18 protein-coding genes and 1 pseudogene are annotated in these 19,179 nt (G+C 65.5%); 12 read left to right on the forward strand and 7 right to left on the reverse strand.

Annotation, left to right across the window (positions count from 1 at the left end; translation table 11 throughout):
• The 7 genes and pseudogenes from ACOMD9_RS20675 to araD all read left to right on the forward strand — a co-directional run.
• Nucleotides 1-238 (forward strand): annotated as a pseudogene (locus ACOMD9_RS20675) (hypothetical protein); the annotation flags it as partial.
• Nucleotides 239-358: 120 nt separating this feature from the next.
• Nucleotides 359-859 (forward strand): TRAP transporter small permease, encoded by a 501-nt coding sequence (locus ACOMD9_RS20680; RefSeq protein ID WP_421417888.1) that lies wholly within the window; start codon nt 359-361, stop codon nt 857-859.
• Nucleotides 860-863: 4 nt separating this feature from the next.
• Complete coding sequence (locus ACOMD9_RS20685) at nt 864-2,153, forward strand: TRAP transporter large permease (RefSeq protein WP_421417889.1); 1,290 nt, start codon at nt 864-866, stop codon at nt 2,151-2,153.
• A gap of 50 nt (nt 2,154-2,203) precedes the next feature.
• Nucleotides 2,204-2,983, forward strand: coding sequence for an HpcH/HpaI aldolase family protein (locus tag ACOMD9_RS20690; RefSeq protein WP_421417890.1), 780 nt, complete (start codon nt 2,204-2,206; stop codon nt 2,981-2,983).
• Nucleotides 2,980-3,819 (forward strand): amidohydrolase family protein, encoded by an 840-nt coding sequence (locus ACOMD9_RS20695; protein WP_421417891.1) that lies wholly within the window; start codon nt 2,980-2,982, stop codon nt 3,817-3,819. The genes ACOMD9_RS20690 and ACOMD9_RS20695 overlap by 4 nt, the downstream gene beginning before the upstream one ends.
• 30 nt (nt 3,820-3,849) lie before the next feature.
• Nucleotides 3,850-4,851: an NAD(P)-dependent oxidoreductase gene (locus ACOMD9_RS20700; protein WP_421417892.1), complete on the forward strand. Its 1,002-nt coding sequence runs from the start codon at nt 3,850-3,852 to the stop codon at nt 4,849-4,851.
• Between the two features lie 27 nt (nt 4,852-4,878).
• Nucleotides 4,879-6,612 (forward strand): L-arabinonate dehydratase, encoded by a 1,734-nt coding sequence (gene araD, locus ACOMD9_RS20705; RefSeq protein WP_421417893.1) that lies wholly within the window; start codon nt 4,879-4,881, stop codon nt 6,610-6,612.
• A 116-nt stretch (nt 6,613-6,728) separates the two neighbouring features.
• On the opposite strand, the gene ACOMD9_RS20710 is transcribed toward araD, so the two are convergent.
• From ACOMD9_RS20710 to def, 7 genes are all read right to left on the reverse strand, one after another.
• On the reverse strand, nt 6,729-7,970 hold the full coding sequence (locus ACOMD9_RS20710; RefSeq protein WP_421417894.1) for a TraB/GumN family protein: 1,242 nt from the start codon (nt 7,968-7,970) through the stop codon (nt 6,729-6,731).
• 69 nt (nt 7,971-8,039) lie between these two features.
• Complete coding sequence (locus ACOMD9_RS20715) at nt 8,040-9,488, reverse strand: TrkH family potassium uptake protein (protein ID WP_421417895.1); 1,449 nt, start codon at nt 9,486-9,488, stop codon at nt 8,040-8,042.
• 43 nt (nt 9,489-9,531) lie between these two features.
• Nucleotides 9,532-10,905 (reverse strand): Trk system potassium transporter TrkA, encoded by a 1,374-nt coding sequence (gene trkA, locus ACOMD9_RS20720; RefSeq protein ID WP_421417896.1) that lies wholly within the window; start codon nt 10,903-10,905, stop codon nt 9,532-9,534.
• A gap of 108 nt (nt 10,906-11,013) precedes the next feature.
• On the reverse strand, nt 11,014-11,220 hold the full coding sequence (locus ACOMD9_RS20725; RefSeq protein WP_421417897.1) for a dodecin: 207 nt from the start codon (nt 11,218-11,220) through the stop codon (nt 11,014-11,016).
• 36 nt (nt 11,221-11,256) lie between these two features.
• The gene (gene rsmB / locus ACOMD9_RS20730) at nt 11,257-12,609 is read right to left on the reverse strand and encodes a 16S rRNA (cytosine(967)-C(5))-methyltransferase RsmB (protein WP_421417898.1); all 1,353 of its coding nucleotides are present in this window, start codon (nt 12,607-12,609) and stop codon (nt 11,257-11,259) included.
• Complete coding sequence (fmt, locus tag ACOMD9_RS20735) at nt 12,606-13,595, reverse strand: methionyl-tRNA formyltransferase (RefSeq protein WP_421417899.1); 990 nt, start codon at nt 13,593-13,595, stop codon at nt 12,606-12,608. The genes rsmB and fmt overlap by 4 nt, the downstream gene beginning before the upstream one ends.
• A 110-nt stretch (nt 13,596-13,705) precedes the next feature.
• On the reverse strand, nt 13,706-14,218 hold the full coding sequence (def, locus tag ACOMD9_RS20740; RefSeq protein ID WP_421417900.1) for a peptide deformylase: 513 nt from the start codon (nt 14,216-14,218) through the stop codon (nt 13,706-13,708).
• A 170-nt stretch (nt 14,219-14,388) separates the two neighbouring features.
• Here def and ACOMD9_RS20745 point away from each other — a divergent pair, with 170 nt between their 5' ends.
• The 5 genes from ACOMD9_RS20745 to aroE all read left to right on the forward strand — a co-directional run bounded on the left by ACOMD9_RS20745 (nt 14,389) and on the right by aroE (nt 19,070).
• Entirely contained in the window at nt 14,389-15,501 is a 1,113-nt protein-coding gene (locus ACOMD9_RS20745; protein ID WP_421417901.1) for a LysM peptidoglycan-binding domain-containing protein, read from the forward strand.
• A gap of 39 nt (nt 15,502-15,540) precedes the next feature.
• On the forward strand, nt 15,541-16,638 hold the full coding sequence (gene dprA / locus ACOMD9_RS20750) for a DNA-processing protein DprA (protein ID WP_421417902.1): 1,098 nt from the start codon (nt 15,541-15,543) through the stop codon (nt 16,636-16,638).
• A gap of 78 nt (nt 16,639-16,716) precedes the next feature.
• Nucleotides 16,717-17,274 carry an L-threonylcarbamoyladenylate synthase type 1 TsaC gene (gene tsaC, locus ACOMD9_RS20755; RefSeq protein WP_421417903.1) on the forward strand — a complete coding sequence of 186 codons (558 nt, stop codon included), beginning with the start codon at nt 16,717-16,719 and terminating at the stop codon, nt 17,272-17,274.
• A 40-nt stretch (nt 17,275-17,314) separates the two neighbouring features.
• Nucleotides 17,315-18,244 carry an oxygen-dependent coproporphyrinogen oxidase gene (gene hemF / locus ACOMD9_RS20760; protein WP_421417904.1) on the forward strand — a complete coding sequence of 310 codons (930 nt, stop codon included), beginning with the start codon at nt 17,315-17,317 and terminating at the stop codon, nt 18,242-18,244.
• Between the two features lie 13 nt (nt 18,245-18,257).
• The gene (gene aroE / locus ACOMD9_RS20765) at nt 18,258-19,070 is read left to right on the forward strand and encodes a shikimate dehydrogenase (protein ID WP_421417905.1); all 813 of its coding nucleotides are present in this window, start codon (nt 18,258-18,260) and stop codon (nt 19,068-19,070) included.
• The last annotated feature ends 109 nt before the right edge of the window (nt 19,071-19,179 follow it).

Here is a 19,179-nt window from a genome sequence, read left to right on the forward strand (position 1 = left end):
GCTGAGCGAAGCGCAGCAGGAAACGATGCTCGCTGCCGTCAAGTATGCAAGCGACGTCAACCGTGCCCTGACACCGGTTCGCGATGCAGAGGCATTCGAGTTTCTGAAGGAGCAGGGCATGGAGGTGAATCATGTTGATACCTCGGTGTTCCGGGAAGCCGCCATTCCTGTCCAGGATGAACTTGCCGCCGAATACAATGCCACCGACCTCCTTCAGATCATTCGTGATGAACTCTGAAGTGACCAAGTAGGGTGACGGCAATGGCCCAGGCATTCCATATCGTTGCCTGGGCCATTCTCTTCGCCTTTTCAGTAGCTCGAGAGTTGTTGTCACGAAACACTTAGCGGCAGGTTTCTCATGAATGACTTATTAAGGGCCATGGATAAAGTGGTCGAGAGCGCTGTTGCTGCCATTTTTGCGGCAATGGTCATAGTCGGGGCTGCACAGATATTCTACCGATATGTGCTGGGAGGCTCCCTCGGCTGGAGTCATGAGTTTCAGAGATTTGCACATATCTGGCTGGTGTTTATCGTGATTCCCATTGCGTACAATTATGGTGCGCATATCGGCATGAATATAATCAGCAATAGATTCCCTCCGAAAATGCACTATGGTTTCGAGTTGGTGATTCACTCTGTCTGGTTCCTGTTTGGCCTCGGGGTCTGTGTCTACACGCTTGACCTCATGGAGGTCGCACAGCGACAAACAAGCTCCAGCCTCCGAATCCCCATGCATTATGTCTACTCGGTCTTCCTCTTCAGCGGTGGCTATACCATGCTCGTGGCAGTAAGGAAGGTGGTCAAGCGGCTGAGAACGCCTGTTGATCAGCGCATCGTTGAAGCTGGGTCTCTGGAGTAACCTCATGCTCATTATTCTTCTTGGTTTGCTGTTGCTCCTGATTCTGATAGGTTTTCCCGTCCTGCTGGCCATAGGCGTCATAGGATTTGGCGGAATTATCTATATTCCGGCCTTGAACCCCGCGCTGTTCCCCCAGCGCATGTTCGGCATGCTGGATTCCTTCAGCCTCCTGGCACTTCCGTACTTCATTCTTGCAGGGGAGTTGATGCTGCGAGGAGGAATGAGCCAGAAGCTGGTCGAGTTTTCGGATGCCCTTGTCGGGCATGTGCGCGGCGGCCTGGCTCATGCCAACGTGGTGTCGAGCATGGCCTTTTCCGGTGTCTCCGGCTCCTCGACGGCCGATACCTCAGCCATCGGTTCCATTCTCATCCCCACCATGAAGGACAGGGGCTATAAACCAGGCTTCGCCGCTGCCATAACTGCAGCATCAGGAACCATTGGCCCGATCATACCGCCAAGCATGACCATGATCATCTACGGTTCCATGGCAGGAGTGTCGATCGGAAGCCTGTTCCTCTCCGGCATTCTTCCGGGGCTGGCCATTGCCTTCGGATTGATGGCCGTTACCCATGTGATGTCGTACTTGAGGAACTTTCCCGAGCTGCGTGTCGTGTCGGGAAAGTTCGATATAAGGAACGTCATTCGGGCAACACGCAATGTCTGGACAGCCCTGGTGGCTCCGGTCATCATACTTGGCGGCATCCTGGGTGGAGTGTTTACCGCCACCGAGGCCGGTATCGTGGCCACCGTCTACGCGCTCTTCATCAGCATGTTCGTTTATCGGATGGTTCGAGTTCGCGACCTTCCCTATATCCTGTTCAAGGCCGGCCTGACAACAGGGATGGTGGTGGGAATCATTGCTGCTGCCGGTTCAATTGGCTATCTGCTCTCATATCTCGACTTCAATCAAATCGTGGGGCAGTTCGTGATTGACGCGGCGCCATCGCCACTGGCGGCGGCACTGATATTCCTCGGGATAATGATCGGCCTGACGATGTTCGTAGAGTCGCTGGCCGTTCTCGTCATCATGGTCCCTATTGCCGTTTTCATAGGGAATTCCTATGCATTCGATCCGATTCACTTCGGCTTGATGGTCGTCATGGCCACCCAGATTGGCGCAACGACACCACCTGTCGCCGTGCTGCTTTTCGTGGCAACGAGCATCGCCAAGACTTCCTATGATCAGACCATAAAGTATTGCTGGCCGTTTGTGCTTGTGTTGATACTGGTGCTTCTTGTCGTTCTGCTGGTTCCAGGGATTGCGACCTGGATACCCCATGCCGTGATGCGATGATCCCCGACACAATGTTTCGAGGTTGTCGCTTCGCAAGAAAGGAAATAATGATGCCTGAGTTACCGACGAACTCCTTCAAGAGAAACCTGTCTCTCGACGGGTTTCAGCTCGGCCTGTGGAGCAGCATGGCAAGCCCCGTTGCGGCCGAGATACTCGCTTACGCCGATGCTGACTGGATGCTCCTTGACTGCGAGCATGCACCCAATGAGCTCAAGGATATCGTGCACTTGCTGAGAGCCGTGACCGGCGGTAAGGCCAGTCCGGTGGTACGTCCTCCCTGGAATGATTCAATCTGGATGAAGCGTCTACTGGATGTCGGCGTCCAGAGCTTTCTCGTTCCCTTCGTGGAAACTGCCGAGGAGTGTGAGGCGGCCGTCAAGGCGGTGCGCTATCCACCGCACGGGGTCCGGGGGGTATCGGTAGCCCATCGAGCCAACCAGTACGGTCGTATTCAGGATTACTTGGCCAGGTCTCATGACGAGATCTGTGTCATCGTTCAGATCGAGAGCCAGGAGGCGGTAGATAACCTGGATGCAATCCTTGGCGTGGCGGGGTTGGATGGGGTCTTCGTCGGTCCCTCTGACCTGGCGGCCAATCTCGGCCACCTGGGGAATCCTCAGCACCCTGATGTACAGCAGGCGATCGCCGATATCTGCAGTCGTGCCCGTGACAAGGGGGTCCCGGCTGGCATCCTCGCAGGCAATGCCGATACCGCGCTCGGGTATCGGGAGATGGGGTTCTCCTTCATTGCGGCCGGTGCCGATATCGGGCTGCTGCGACAAGGCGTCGATACGCTCTGTGATACCGTCAGGTCCGGGGTGAAGTCATGAAGCGGCCGACCGGTCCGGAAGGGAGCGCCCCCTGTGACTGCCACGCGCATATATTCGGTCCGGCCAGTCGGTATCCACTGGATGCAGGCGCCGACTATCGTCCAGCCGAAGCGAGCGTCGACGACTACCGTTCGATGCTGGATCGACTTGGCCTGGCGCACTGCGTCCTGGTGCAGCCGAGCATCTACGGCACCGATAATCGCTGCCTGATCGATGCCTTGAGAACATTGGGCGACAGGGCCAGGGGGGTCGCCGTGATCGCACCTGACATAGCTGAGCAGGAGCTGCTTGAACTGCACATGGCGGGTGTCCGCGGTATTCGACTGAATACGGCAGCGAATAATGGCACGGACCTGGATGCACTGGAACCTTTGACGGAGCGGATTCGTCCACTCGGATGGCATATCCAGGTCCTGCTGACCGACGATACATTGGTCCAATCCAGCCGCCGTCTGGAAAGGCTTGGCTGTGATGTGGTGGTGGATCATTTTGCCCTTCTGGATCCGCGCTCCTTTCAAGCGAGCACGGGTTTCAGGAAGCTGCTGGACTTGCTCAGTGGCGGCCATGCCTGGGTCAAGCTGTCAGCTCCCTACTTGCAGGGGGCGACCACGATCGGCGACTTCCGAGCCTTCTCAGGCCTTGCTCAGGCGCTGTCCTCGGCAAGGCCGGATCGCCTCCTCTGGGCAACTGACTGGCCGCACCCGGCATTCAGGGGTGAGCATCTCGATGACCGCGAGCTGCTTGATCTTCTGGTCGAATGGATTCCTGATCCGTCAACTCGGCGGCTTATTCTCGAAGATAACCCCCAGGCGCTATACAAATTCATTCAAACCTGAGGAGCCCCGAAGTCAAGCCGGGAGACTACTATGACACGGATCTTGCTGACCCATACACCCTCTGCCAGAAACAACTGGTACGGTGAGAAAGCACTGAAGGGACTGGCTGGGCTAGGTGAGCTTTCCTTGAAAGAGCATGAAGGCGCCTGGACCTGTGATGATCTGCTCAGCGCGGCGAAGTCGTGCGACATCATTGTTGCCGATCGGGCGACTCCCATTCCTGCACCCGTATTCGAACGTGCCGATAAGCTGTTGGCGGTAGTGCGCTGTGCCATGGATGTTCGAAATATCGATATCGCTGCCGCGTCCAGCAGTGGTGTGGTCGTGACCCGGGCTGGACCGGGGTTTTCCTTGTCGGTCAGTGAGTGGATCATTGGGCAGATGGTGAATCTGGCTCGCCATATTCCCGATTACATACTGGCCTATCGAGATGGTCGTGTTCCTGAGCCCGTCATGGGCCAACAGTTGTCCGGGAAGACAGCCGGCATTATCGGCTTTGGCCATATTGGAAAGACCCTGGCGCCCGTCCTCGAATCCATGGGCTTGAGGGTTCTGGTTAACGATCCATATGTCAGCGTCGAGATGGGTTCGGTAGAGCAGGTTGATTTCGATGATCTGTTGCAGCAATCCGATTTCGTCATCTGTCTTGCGGTGTCCAACAAGGAAACGGCTGGCCTCATGGATGCCTCGGCCTTTGAACGCATGAGGAACAGCGCTTACTTCATCAATCCTTCTCGAGGCGAGCTGGTCGATGAGGAGGCGCTCGAGCATGCATTGCAGTCTGGTCTGCTGGCCGGTGCTGCACTGGATGTCGGAAAGGATCATGACAACTATCCCCCACTCGCCCTTGCGCAGCGATCCGATGTCATTGCAACACCCCATATCGGAGGCATGTCACCTGAAGCCGTCGACTATCAAGCATTGCAAACGGTAGAGCAAGTTCGATCCATACTCGATGGAGTTGTTCCTGATGGTGCGCTGAATCCCGATGCTGCATCGAGAATGGCCAGCCTGGGTATCAAGACAAGATAACGTGATCAAGATCGACAGGAAACGGATATGACTAGAAAAGATGCGCAAAGCCTGCGTTCTTCACGCTGGTTCTCACCTGATACCCTTCGTGGTTTTGGCCATCGTTCTCGCATGATGCAGATGGGCTATGGGCCGGATGACTGGGAGGGGAAGCCGGTTATCGCCATTATCAATACCTGGTCTGATATCAATCCCTGCCATGCACATTTCAGGCATCGTGTAGAGGATATAAAGCGAGGAGTGCTACAGGCGGGGGGGCTTCCCATCGAGCTTCCCGCGCTTTCCCTTTCGGAGAATTTCGTCAAGCCGACGACCATGCTGTATCGCAACCTGCTTGCGATGGAAGCCGAGGAGCTCATCAGGTCTCATCCGGTGGATGGTGCCATCCTGATGGGGGGATGTGACAAGACAACACCGGGACTCGTCCTGGGAGCCATCTCGGCGGGGCTGCCCTTCCTGTTCGTTCCTGCGGGCCCCATGTTACGCGGAAACTTCAAGGGGAAGGTGCTTGGGTCGGGGGCCGATGGCTGGAAGTACTGGGATGAGCGGCGTGCCGGGACCATCACCCAGGAGGAGTGGCTGGGCGTCGAAGCTGGCATCGCGCGCTCCTACGGGCACTGCATGACCATGGGAACCGCCTCCACCATGACCGCCATTGCCGAGGCCCTGGGCTTGACGCTGTCTGGCGCCTCCTCGATACCCGCGGCCGATGCCAACCATATCCGCATGTGCTGCGATGCGGGCCGCCGCATCGTGGACATGGTCTGGGAGGATCTCACGCCCGACAGGATTCTGACGGACCTGTCGATAGCCAATGCGAAGGTGGTGGCCATGGCCATGGGGTGTTCGACCAACGCCGTTATCCACCTGATTGCCATGGCGCGACGTGCCGGCGTGTCATTGACGCTCGATGACCTGGATGCCGCTAGCCGCTCCGTCCCGGTACTGGCGAACGTGAGACCTGTCGGGGATCAGTACCTCATGGAGGACTTTTACTATGCGGGCGGGTTGCGGGCACTGATGGCTCAGCTCAGGGAGCACCTGGAGCTCTCGGTCATGACAGTCACCGGAAAGACGTTAGGTGAGAACCTGGCGGATGCCGAGGTCTACAACAGCGAAGTGATTCGTCCGATGTCCAATCCGGTTTACCACGAGGGGTCCCTGGCCGTGCTGAAGGGCAACCTGTCGCCCGATGGTGCGGTCATCAAGCCGGCAGCATGTGACCCCAGGTTCCACAAGCATACCGGCCCGGCGCTGGTGTTCGATAGCTATCCGGAAATGAAGGCCGCCGTCGAAGACGAGGAACTGGATATCACTCCCGACCATGTTCTGGTGTTGCGCAACACGGGTCCCCAGGGCGGGCCCGGCATGCCGGAGTGGGGAATGCTGCCGATACCCAAGGCGCTTCTCAAGCAAGGCCATCGTGACATGCTCAGAATCTCCGACGCCCGGATGTCCGGCACCTCCTATGGCGCTTGTGTCTTGCACGTCGCGCCTGAAGCCCATGTGGGCGGCCCCCTGGCCCTGCTCGAGACGGGGGATCTGATCACCCTGGACCTGGCGAATCGGCGTCTCGACATGCAGGTTGATGATGATGTACTGGCGGCGCGGAGAAAGGCCTGGCGGCCACCGGCCGAGAAATTCGGCCGTGGCTATGGATGGATGTATTCACGCCATATCTCGCAAGCCGACGAAGGCTGTGACTTCGACTTTCTCACCACAGACTTCGGGCCGCCGGTGGACGAGCCCGATATCTATTGACGGAGGTGCGGGTCCCTGCGGCAAATGATGCCTGCCGTGAGGGTTCGAACCGGCGACTCTCCATGGCAGGGCGCTGAGGACCGACGGTGGCCGGAGCCCCCCGGCCCGCCGTGGGGTCAGGGGTTGCCCAGCAGCGCCCCGGCGATGCGGAAACCGGCGATCCAGGTGCCCGCGGCGGAGCCGATGGTGGCGGTGAGGAACACCAGCAGGGTGCGCGACACCCGGTTGCGCCACCAGCCCTTCAGTTCGGTGACGTCGTGGCGCAGGGTGGAGAAGTCGCGCACCTTGGGCTTGCGCATGAACAGCTCCACCCCCGCGGCGACGAAGCCGGCCCCGATGGTGGGGTTGAGCGAGGTGAGCGGGGCGGCGACCACGGTGGCCGCCACCGTCACCGGGTGGGCCAGGGCTGCCAGGGTGGCCAGCCCCGAGAGCACGCCGTTGATCAGGAACCACTCGCCGACCAGCTGCCAGCCCAGGTCGGTGTTGCGCGAGAAGCCGATGGCGAAGCCGGTCAGCACCAGGACGGTGATCAGCCAGGGCAGCGCCCGCCAGAGACGCGAGGGCGGCGGGGTGACCTCGAGCGCCTTTCGCTCCGGGGTGGGCGCCGCCGTGTGCGGCGCTTCCAGCTGTTCGGCCATGCCCTTCATATGACCGGCACCGATGACCACCAGCACGTTGCGGTAGCGCCCGGGGGGGGCGTCCTCCGCCAGGCGCAGTACCATGTAGCGATCCCGCTCGGTGATCAGCGGGACGTAGAGCGTCTCGGACTCGGCGGCGAACTCGCTGAAGGTGGACTCCAGCACGTCCCCCTCCTTCAGGCGCTCGATCTCCTCGGCCGAGACGTCCTGGCGCGACAGCACGCTGCCGAGCAGCCCCGAGAACAGCGAGAAGCGCTGCCACCAGGGCACGTTGTGGTAGATGCGCTTGAGGGTGATGCCCACGTCGCGGTCGATCAGCAGCAGCGGCAGCCCCGCGCGACGGGTTTCCTCCAGGGCGGCACGCATCTCGGCACCCGGTTCGATCCCCGACTGTTCGGCGACCCGCTGCTGGAAGGCGCCCAGTGCCAGGCTGGCGGCCACCATGCCGGCCTTGCCCTGGCGGAAGATCTCGAACAGGTCCTGGCCGGCCAGGGCATCGGGGTTGTCGAGGCTCTGGTGGCGGGAGTCGCACAGCTCGATGGCCACGGCGTCGAACTCGCCGGAGCGAATCAGCTCGCGCACGTCCGCGGCGCTCTCTGCGGAGACATGGGCGGTGCCCAGCAGGGTATAGCGGGTATCGCCCACCTCGATGACCCGGCGAGGGCCACTGATGGCGTCATCCCGGCGGGGGGCGATCGCGGAATCCTGGGAGTCGGTCATGGACGCTCGGTGTGAGGGGGTGAAATGCTGATTATCCACGAAGGGCCCCGTTGCGCCAAACCCGGCAACTCAGCGCCGCCAGAAGGCCGGGGTGAAGAGTACCAGCACGGTGAAGATCTCCAGGCGACCGAGCAGCATGGCCACCAGCAGTATCCACTTGGCCAGAGCGGGCAGGTCGCCATAGTTGGCCGAGGCCTCGCCGAGTGCCGGGCCCAGGTTGTTGAGCGCCGAGGCCACGGTGGACCAGGCGGTGACCTGGTCGACACCGGTGGCCATCACCCCCACCAGCATCAGGAAGAACAGCATCACGTAGACCGCGAAGAAGCCCCATACGGCCTGGGCGATGCCGTCGGGGACGCTGACCTTGCCCACCTTCACCGCGATCACCGCACTGGGGTGGATCAGGCGCATGACCTCGCGCATCCCCTGCTTGAGGATCAGGATGATGCGGATCACCTTCATGCCGCCGCCGGTGGAGCCGGAACACCCCCCGACGAAGGCGGTCACGAAGAGCAGGAAGGGCAGGGCACCCGGCCAGGCCGAGAAGTCGGCCACGCCGAAGCCGGCCGTGGTGGCCACCGAGACCACCTGGAAGATGCCGTGACGCAGGCCTCGCTCGGTCCCGTAGGTCTCGGTGAGCCACAACGAGACCACGGTGATCACCGCCAGGCCCAGCAGGAAGAGCATCAGGAAGCGGGCCTCGGGATCCAGGAAGTAGTGGGTCAGCCGCTTGTCCCGCCAGGCAGCGAAGTGCAGGCTGAAGCTCATCGCCGAGACCAGCAGGAAGAAGGCACAGATCATCTCGATCAGGGCGCTGTCGAAGTGGCCGATGCTGGCGTCGTAGGTGGAGAAGCCGCCGATGGCCACGGTGGAGAAGCTGTGGCCCAGGGCATCGAACCAGTTCATGCCGGCGGCCATGTAGGCCAGCATGCAGGTGACGGTGAGGGTGGCGTAGATGTACCACAGCGCCTTGGCGGTCTCGGTGATGCGTGGGGTCAGCTTGGAGTCCTTGAGCGGCCCCGGGATCTCGGTACGGTAGAGGGCCATGCCGCCGACGCCGAGTGTCGGCAGGATCGCCACCGCCAGCACCACGATGCCCATGCCGCCCAGCCATTGCAGCTGCTGGCGGTAGTAGAGGAGTGACTCCGGCAGGAAGTCGATGCCGGTGATCACCGTGGCGCCGGTGGTGGTCAACCCGGAGAATGACTCGAAGACCGCGTCGGTGATCGACAGCGCCGAGGCATCGGCCAGCATCAGCGGCAGCGAGCCGAACAGCCCCAGCACGCTCCAGAACAGTGCCGCGATCAGGAAGCCGTCGCGGGTGCGCAGCTCCTTGCGCGACCCGCGGTTGGGCAGGTACATGGCCGCCCCGGTGAGCACCGTGATGGCGATGGCGATGACGTAGGCTTCCCAGAGACCGTCGGCGAACAGCAGCGAGATCAGGATCGGCGGCATCATGGTCAGGCTGAACAGCATCAGCAGCAGGCCGAGGATGCGCAGGATCATGCGCAGGCTCATCGGGCGGCTCTCCTTGGGTCGCTGGAAGTGATCGGGGATGCCATCAGAAGAAGGTCAGGCCGACCTGGAAGAGCCGCTCCACGTCGCGCAGCCGGCGCTTGTCGATCACGAACAGGATCACGTGGTCGCCGGACTCCACCACCACGTCGTCGTGGGCGATCAGCACCTCCTTGCCGCGCACGATGGCGCCGATGGTGGTGCCCCGCGGCAGGTCGATGTCGCCGATGGCGCGGCCCACCACCTTCGACGACTGGGTGTCGCCGTGGGCGATCGCCTCGATGGCCTCCGCCGCGCCGCGGCGCAGGGAGTGCACGTTGACGATGTCGCCGCGCCGCACGTGGGTCAGCAGGCTGCCGATGGTGGCCTGCTGGGGCGAGATGGCGATGTCGATCTCGCCGCCCTGGACGAGGTCGACGTAGGCGGCGTTGTTGATCAGCGTCAGCACCTTCTTGGCGCCCATGCGCTTGGCCAGCATCGACGACATGATGTTGACCTCGTCGTCGTTGGTCAGCGCACAGAAGATGTCGCAGTCCTCGATGTTCTCCTCCTCCAGCAGCCGCTTGCTGGTGGCGCTGCCGTGCAGCACCACGGTGCGGTCCAGGCGTTCGGAGAGCAGGGTGCAGCGCTCGAGGTTGTGCTCGATGATCTTGACCTGGTGGCTGTGCTCGAGGTGCTCGGCGAGGCGCTCGCCGATGTTGCCGCCGCCGGCGATCACCACCCGGCGGAAGTCGCGGTCGAGGCGGCGCAGCTCGCTCATCACCGCACGGATGTCGCGGCGGGCGGCGATGAAGAACACCTCGTCGTCGGCCTCGATCACGGTATCGCCGCGCGGGATGATCGGCCGGTTGCGGCGGTAGATGGCCGCCACCCGGGTGTCCACGCTGGGCATGTGGCGGCGCAGGAAGGCCAGGTCCTGGCCCACCAGCGGCCCGCCGTAGACCGCCTTCACCGCCACCAGCTGCACCAGGCCGCCGGCGAACTCCAGCACCTGCAGGGCGCCGGGGTGCTCGATCAGCCGGCGGATGTGGTCGGTGACCACCTGCTCGGGGCTGATCAGCACGTCGATGGGCACCGCCTCATGGGCGAACAGGCCCTTGCGGGTGAGATAGGCGGTGGCGCGGACCCGGGCGATCTTGGTGGGGGTGCGGAACAGGGTGTGGGCGACCTGGCAGGCGATCATGTTGACCTCGTCCTGGCTGGTCACCGCGATCAGCATGTCGGCGTCCTCGCAGCCCGCCTGGCGCAGCACCACGGGGTAGGAGCCGGGCCCCACCACGGTACGGATGTCGAGCCGGGTGTGCAGCTCGCGCAGCCGGTCGCCGTCGGTGTCCACCACCGTGATGTCGTTCTCCTCGCGGGCCAGGTGTTCGGCCAGGGTGCCGCCGACCTGGCCGGCGCCGAGAATGATGATCTTCATTGCTAGTCGTTATTCCACACGGGGTAGCGCGGCGTCCCTTGTGCGCCGCAACGGGGACTCAGCATAAACCAGCCGACACCGGGGGAACAGGCCCGGCCATCGACGGTGTCAGTCGAGGGTGAAGCCGATCTTGAGCGTCACCTGCCAGTGGGCGACACGGCCGTGCTCGATATGCCCCCGGGTGTCGGTGACCTCGAACCAGCGCATGCCGTGCAGGCTCTCCGAGGCCTTGGTGATGGCACTGTTGATGGCCTCCTCGATACCCTGTTCGGAGGAACCGGTGAGTTCGATGTGCTTGTAGGTATGGTGGCTCATGGCTAGTCCTCTCGCTCGGTTAGCGGGAAGGCGGGTTCACCCCGCCTGCTTCACCAGTCTGGCATAGAAGAAGCCGTCGTGGCTGTCCGCTGCCGGCAGCAGCTGACGCCCGGCACCGGCACGGCGGCCCCAGGCCACCTCGTGGGGCGTGGTGGACCCGGCGTCGGGGGTGCGGCCCAGGAAGGCCTCGATCTGTTCGGCGTTCTCCTCGGGGAACACCGAGCAGGTGGCGTAGAGCAGGGTGCCACCGGGGCGCAGCAGGGACCAGAGGTTGTCGAGCAAGCGTGCCTGGAGTTCGGCCAGCCTGGGAATGTCCGACGGGCGGCGCAGCCGCTTGATGTCCGGGTGGCGGCGGATCACGCCGCTGCCGGAACAGGGGGCGTCGAGCAGGATGGTGTCGAAGGGGGTGCCGTCCCACCAGTCGCTTTGCGTGGCATCGCCGTGGGACAGTCGGGCGGAGAGTCCGAGCCGTGCCAGGGCGTCCTCGACCCTCGCCAGGCGCACGGCATCGTTGTCCACGGCATGCAGGTCGATGTCGAACAGCTCCAGCAGGTGGGCCGTCTTGCCGCCGGGGGCGCAGCAGGCATCCAGCACCCGAGCGCCGGGGCGGGGCGCCAGCACCGGGCCGAGCAGCACCGCGGCGAGCTGGGCGGCCTCGTCCTGGACACTGACATGCCCCTCCTCGAAGCCGGGCAGGGCACGGACGTCGCAGGGCGTGTCGAGGGTCACCCCGTCGGGGGCGTGGAGGCAGAGCCGGGCATCGAGGCCGGCATCGGTCAGCCGGGAGAGGTAGGCCTCGCGGTCACCGTGGCGGCGGTTGACCCGCAGCGTCATGGGGCCGGGGACGTTGTTGGCCGCGCAGATGGCGCGCCAGTCGTCGGGCCAGGCCTGACGGAGGGCCTTGAGCAGCCATTTCGGGTGCAGCAGCGCCACCGCCGGGTCGCGGTCCACCTCGGCCTGGAGCTCGGCGGACTCCCGCTGCATGCGGCGCAGGCAGCCGTTGATCACCCGGGTGGCCCACTCCTTGCCGAGCAGGCGGGAGGCGCCGGCGGTCTCGCCCACCGCGGCATGCGCGGGTATCCGCAGGTAGAGCAGCTGGTGGATGCCGATCAGCAGCAGCGCCTGCACATCGGCGTCACGGGCCTTGAAGGGCTTCACCAGCAGCCTGGCGGCCAGCGCCTCGAGTCGCGGCAGGGTGCGGCAGGTGCCGTAGCAGAGCGCCTTGAACAGGGCGCGGTCGCGGGCCACCACCTGGTGGTCGTCGAGGTCCGCGAGCGAGCCCTTGGCGGTGATCACGGGGACCAGGGCACGGGCCGCGGCAGCGCGCAGCGCCAGGCCGCCGTCGTTCTGCAGGCCCCGCCGACGCTCATCTCGGGATTCGGTGCTCATGCCGGCGTCTCCTCGTCGAAGCGGCCCAGGTGCAGGCCGGTGCGGAAGCGCTCCGCCCTGGCCTTGAGCAGTTCGCGCACGGCCAGTGGCTTGCCTCCCGGCAGCTGGGCGCGGGTCACCCGCAGGACCTGGTCGCCGTTTGGGCCGCAGGCGATGCGCAGCGCCTCGCCGTCATGGCCCAGCAGGGTGCCGGCCATCGCCGGGGACTCGCCCTGCTCCGGTTCGACCGCCTCGGCCATCAGCAGGCGCAGGCGCTCGTCGCCCAGGGCGCACCAGGCCACCGGCCAGGGGTTGAAGGCACGCACCCGGGCGGCCAGCTCGGTGGCGGGCCGGCGGAAGTCGAGCTCGGCCTCGGCCTTGGTGAGCTTGGCGGCATAGGTGGCACCGCTTTCCGGCTGGGGCGTGGCCGCCAGTTCGCCGTCGGCGAGGGCATCCAGCGCCTCGACGATGGCCCTGCCGCCGAGGGCCGCCAGGGTGTCGTGGAGCTCGCCGCCGGTGGTGGTGGCGCTGATCGGCGTGCGCCGCACCAGCAGCATGTCGCCGGTGTCCAGTCCCTCGTCCATCTGCATGATGGTCACGCCGCTCTCGGTGTCGCCCGCCTCGATGGCCCGCTGGATGGGGGCGGCGCCACGCCAGCGCGGCAGCAGCGAGGCGTGGACGTTGAGGCAGCCGAGCCTCGGGATGTCGAGTACCGCTCGGGGCAGGATCAGTCCGTAGGCGACCACGACCATGATGTCGGCCTGGAGTTCGGTCAGCCCGGCCTGGACCTCGGGCGCCTTCAGGGTCGTCGGCTGGTGGACCGGCAGGTCATGCTCGAGGGCCAGGCGCTTGACCGGGCTCGGGGAGAGCTTGCGACCGCGACCGGCCGGCCGGTCGGGCTGGGTGTAGACGGCGATGACCTGATGGCGGCTCTGCAGCAGCGCTGCCAGGCTCTCGGCAGCGAAATCGGGCGTGCCGGCGAAGATGACGCGCAGGGGTCGGGACATGATCTAGGGGCCTTGCCAGTGGGCGATGCTTCCCATGATAACGGAGCCGGGCGGAAACGACGAAGGCCGACGCACATGGCGTCGGCCTTCGATGCTGGCGGGCCCCCGGATCAGGCGGGCTGCATCAGCTTGTGGCGCTTCTGCATCTTCTTCATCACCCGATCGCGCTTGAGCGGCGAGAGGTAGTCGACGAACAGCACGCCCTCGAGGTGGTCATGCTCGTGCTGGATGCAGTGGGCGAGCAGGCCCTCGGCCTCGAGCTCGTAGGGGTTGCCGTCGCGGTCCAGCGCCTTGAGGTGTACCTTCAGGGCACGCGGCACCTCGGCATAGTACTCGGGGATCGACAGGCAACCCTCCTGCATCGGGTCGCGTTCGTCGCCGATGGGCGTGTACTCGGGGTTGATCAGTACCAGCGGGCTTGTCTGGTTGTCGCTGACGTCCATGACGATCACCCGGCGGTGGACGTCCACCTGGGTAGCGGCGAGCCCGATGCCGCGGGCGTCGTACATGGTCTCGAGCATGTCGTCGACCAGCTGGCGCACCTCGTCGTCGACCGCCTCGACCGGCGCTGCCCTGGTGCGCAGGCGCTCGTCGGGAAATTCGAGGATGGGTAATTTGGCCATGGCGTTGGAATCACCGTTATGCTGTCATTCAGGGGATGACACTATTCTAGAAGTGGGCAAGCGGTGGCGAAACCGCGCGCCGTGCATCATATCGATAAATTGAGACTATATCATGCCGCCGTCGTTCCATGGTGGCAGGCGTGAAGCGAGCAACGCGAGGGGCAGCAGGGATGAGACAGACGACGAGGGGTGGCATGCGCCGCTGGCTGGGCAGCCTGGGGCAGGCAGTGGCTCTGGGCCTGGCGATGGCGATGGTGCCGGGCGTGGGAGCCGCGCAGGCTCAGGGGCTGAGCTGGGACGAGAGCCTGCAGCGGGATGCCCCGGATCGCTACACCGTGGTGCGGGGCGATACCCTCTGGGACATCTCCGGTCGCTTCCTGCGTCATCCCTGGCAATGGCCCGAGGTGTGGCAGGTCAATCCGCAGATCCGCAACCCGCACCTGATCTATCCCGGCGACGTCGTCTATCTCTATGACTGCAACGGTCGCCCCTGCCTCGGCCTGGAGCGGGGCCAGGGGGAGGTGCGCCTGTCACCCGAGGTGCGTACCACGCCACATCGCGAGGCGATCGAGCCGATTCCCCTCCAGGCGATCCAGCACTTCCTGCGCGAGCACCGTGTCATCGACGATCCGGAAGACCTCGACGAGCTGGCCTATGTGGTGGCCGGAGACGACCGTCGGCTGGTCAGTGGTGCCGGAGACCGTCTCTATGCCCGCGGCAGTGTGGAGGGGCGTGGCCGGGTCGGCATCTACCGCGTCGGCGAGCGTTACCTGGATTCGGCTTCCGGGGAGCTGCTCGGCCTCGAGCTCGAGAGCGTGGGCCAGGCTCGGCGTATGCGCAGCGAGGATGACATCGTGGTGCTGGAAGTCACCACTTCCAGCCAGGAGGTGCGCAATGAGGACATCGTGCTGCCACTGGAGAGCCGCGAGCTGATCACCCAGTTCTATCCACGCCCCCCCGAGCGCGAGGTCGATGGCCGCATCCTGGCGGTGCCCGGCGGTGTGCGCTTCATCGGCCGGCTGCAGGTGGTGGCACTGGACCGCGGGCGTCGCGACGGCCTGGAGGCGGGTCATGTGCTGATGGTGGAGCAGCAGGGTGAACTGGTCAGCGATCCACGCACCAGCGAGGCGCTGCGTCTGCCCGGCGAGGATGCCGGCCTGGTGATGATCTTCCGTCCCTACGAGAAGATGAGCTATGGCCTGGTGATGCAGGCCAGCCGCACCCTGGCCGTGGGCGACCGGGTGCACAACCCGCGGCAGGGGCTGGACGCGGCCCAGCGCTGAGGTTTCCGGCCACGACAGTCGTGCCGAGTGGAGGGAGTCATGCAGGCCAGGGAGTGGCTGGTGCTTTCCCGGCTGCCGGGGGTCGGCAGCCGTCAACTGGCGGCGATCGTCGAGCGGTCGCCGGCCTGGCCCCAGGGCTGGTTGGCGGCGCTCCCGGCCGAGGCGGCCACCGCCCTGCGGCTGTGGCTCGATCACCCCACCCGTAGTCCCCTCACCACGCTGCTCGAGGCCGACCAGGCCTGGCTCGCCGCCGATCCCGCCCGCCACCTGCTGCATGCCGGCCATCCCGCCTGGCCGGAACTGCTGGGGCAGATCGCCGATCCGCCGCCGGTGCTCTGGGCCTCGGGTGACCTCGAGGCGCTGGCGCCACCGCGGCTCGCCATGGTCGGCTCACGCCGGCCCACCCGGGAAGGCCTGGGCAATTCCGCCGCCTTCGCCAGGGAACTGGCCAGCCGCGGCTGGTGCGTGGTCAGCGGCATGGCGCTGGGCATCGACGGTGCCGCCCAGCAGGCTGCCCTGGAGGCCGGCGGGAGCAGCGTGGCGGTGCTCGGTTGCGGCATCGACCAGGTCTACCCGCCGCGCCATCATCGGCTCTATCACCGCCTGCAGGAGCCCGGTGGGCTGCTGCTCTCGGAGCACCCGCCCGGTATCCCTGCCAGGCCCGGCTTCTTCCCGCGGCGCAATCGTATCGTCACCGGGCTCTCCCTGGGCGTGCTGGTGGTGGAGGCCGCCGAGAAGAGCGGGTCGCTGGTCAGTGCCCGCCTGGCCAACGAACAGGGCCGCGAGGTCTTCGTGCTGCCGGGGTCGATCCACAACCCCCAGGCCCGGGGCGGCCTGCAGCTGATCCGTGAGGGGGCGGTGCTGGTCCGGCAGGTGGACGACATCCTCGAGGAGCTGACCCAGTGGTCGGGGCTCGCGGCGACGGCCGCCGCATCGCCGTCCGCCCCGCCGGCCGCCGAGCCGGGGGGAGTGTCCCTGCTGCGCTGGCTGAGTGACTCCCCGACCCCGGTGGATGCCCTGGTGGGGCTCAGCGGACTGGGCATCGTCGAATGCCAGCGCCGGCTGCTGGAGCTCGAGCTGGAGGGGCGCGCCATCCAGACGCCAGGCGGCTGGGTGCGCCTGCCGCCTCCCCGTTGAGCGTGGTAGCATATGGGCCCTTCGACGGGCGCGCTGCCTGTCGTGTCCGGTATCCGCCGAATCCCCGCGAGGAGAACCATGTCCGAGGTCCGTTCATTCGATGCCGCCGTGGCCGCCCTGCGTGCCGGGGGAGTGATCGCCTACCCCACGGAGGCGGTCTGGGGCCTCGGCTGCGATCCCGACAATGACGAGGCCCTGGCCCGCCTGCTGCGTCTCAAGCAGCGCGATCCGGCCAAGGGCATGATCCTGGTGGGGGCGAGCATCGAGCAGTTCGCACCCTGGCTCGAGGGGCTGCCCCTGGCGCTCCACGCCCCGCTGGCGGCCAGCTGGCCGGGGCCGAACACCTGGCTGGTGCCCGACAACGGCCGTTCCCATGCCCTGCTGCGTGGCGCCCATGACCGGGTGGCACTCCGGGTCAGCGCCCATCCCCTGGTGGCCGCGCTGTGCGAGGCCTTCGGCAAGCCGGTCGTCTCGACCTCGGCCAACAAGGCCAGCGAGCCGCCGGCGATGAGTGCCGAAGAGGTGCGCCGCATCTTCGGCGACGACCTGGATGCCATCGTCGAGGGTGACCTCGGCGGCCTCGAGCGCCCCAGTACCATCCGCGACCTGGTCACCGGCCGGGTGCTGCGCTCCTGACGCCCCTGCCTTCCACCGACTGCTGCCCGAGGAGTTCGCCTTGGCCCACGCCCGACTCGACGACGTCAAGACCTACCTGCTCGACCTCCAGGACCGCCTGTGTGACGGCCTGGCCGCCGAGGACGGGGGGGGCGGTTTCCGCGAGGATGCCTGGGACCGCCCGGAGGGAGGCGGTGGCCGCTCCCGGGTGATCGAGCACGGGGCGCTGTTCGAGAAGGGCGGCGTCAACTTTTCCCACGTCTTCGGCGAGCGCCTGCCGCCCTCGGCCACGGCGGCGCGACCGGAACTCGCCGGGCGCAGCTTCCATGCGGTGGGCGTCTCGTGGGTATTGCATCCCGAGAATCCCCATGTGCCCACCAGCCATGGCAACGTGCGCTTCCTCCTCGCCGAGAAGCCCGGCGAGGTGCCGGTCTGGTGGTTCGGCGGCGGCTTCGACCTGACCCCCTTCTATCCGGTACTCGAGGACGTGGTGCACTGGCACCGGGTGGCGCGGGACGCCTGTGCGCCCTTCGGCGCCGATGTCTACCCGCGCTACAAGGCCTGGTGCGACGATTACTTCTTCCTCAAGCACCGCGGCGAGACCCGCGGCGTGGGCGGGCTGTTCTTCGATGACCTCAACGAGGGCGGCTTCGACTCGTGTTTCGCGTTCCAGCGCGCCGTGGGCGACGCCTTCCTCGATGCCTACCTGCCCATCGTGCGTCGTCGCCGTGACACGCCCTGGGGCGAGCGCGAGCGCGACTTCCAGCTCTACCGCCGCGGGCGCTATGTGGAGTTCAACCTGGTGTGGGACCGGGGCACCCTGTTCGGCCTGCAGAGTGGCGGGCGTACCGAATCGATCCTGATGTCGATGCCGCCGCTGGCACGCTGGGAGTACGACTGGCACCCCGAACCCGACAGCCTCGAGGCCGTGCTGTATCGCGATTACCTGCGCCCCCGCGACTGGCTGGGCGAGACCGGGCAGGCCGACTGAACAAGGAGATTCCATGACCGACCGCTACTGCGTCTTCGGCAATCCCGTTGCACACTCCAGGTCCCCGGCCATCCATGCCGCCTTCGCCGAGCAGACCGGACAGGAGATCGAGTACACCGCCATCGAGGCGCCACTCGACGACTTCGCCGGCGCCTGGCGGAGATTCGTGGCCGAAGGGGGGCGGGGCGCCAACGTCACCGTGCCGTTCAAGGAGGAGGCCTTCCGGCTCTGTGAGGTGCTGAGCCAGCGTGCCCGGCGGGCCGGAGCGGTGAACACCCTGGTCCTCGGCAAGAACGGCCAGTCCTATGGTGATACTACCGATGGCGTGGGTCTGGTGCGGGATCTCGAGCGCCACGGTGTCGACCTGGCCGGTGCTCGCGTCCTGGTGCTCGGCGCCGGCGGCGCGGTGCGCGGGGTGCTCGAGCCGCTGCTGGCCGCACAGCCGGCGAGCCTGCTGGTGGCCAACCGCACCGCCAGCAAGGCCGAGGCCCTGGCCGCCGACTTCGCCGACCTGGGGGCGATCCGCGGCGGTGGGTTCGACGCCGTCGAGGGGCCCCATGATCTGGTGATCAACGGCACCAGCGCCAGCCTCGCCGGGGATCTCCCGCCGCTGCCGGATGACCTCTTCGCCCCGGGGGCCACCGCCTACGACATGATGTACGGCGCCGAGCCCACCGTCTTCCTGCGCTGGGCCGCCGAGCGCGGCGCCCGCACCGTCGACGGCCTGGGCATGCTGGTGGAGCAGGCCGCCGAATCCTTCTTCCAGTGGCGCGGCAAGCGCCCCGATACCGACCCGGTGCTCGAGGCGCTCAGGCGGGCGCTGTGATCAACGTCACTTGATGTGGCGAGTTCCCCAGGCATCTTCGCGAATGGCCGGAAGCTAGCCGCTATTCGGGCTGGGTACGCCTTGATCCTGGCGCCGAGGCGGCCCCTTT

Source organism: Halomonas terrestris (assembly GCF_049166755.1).
Classification (GTDB): domain Bacteria; phylum Pseudomonadota; class Gammaproteobacteria; order Pseudomonadales; family Halomonadaceae; genus Halomonas.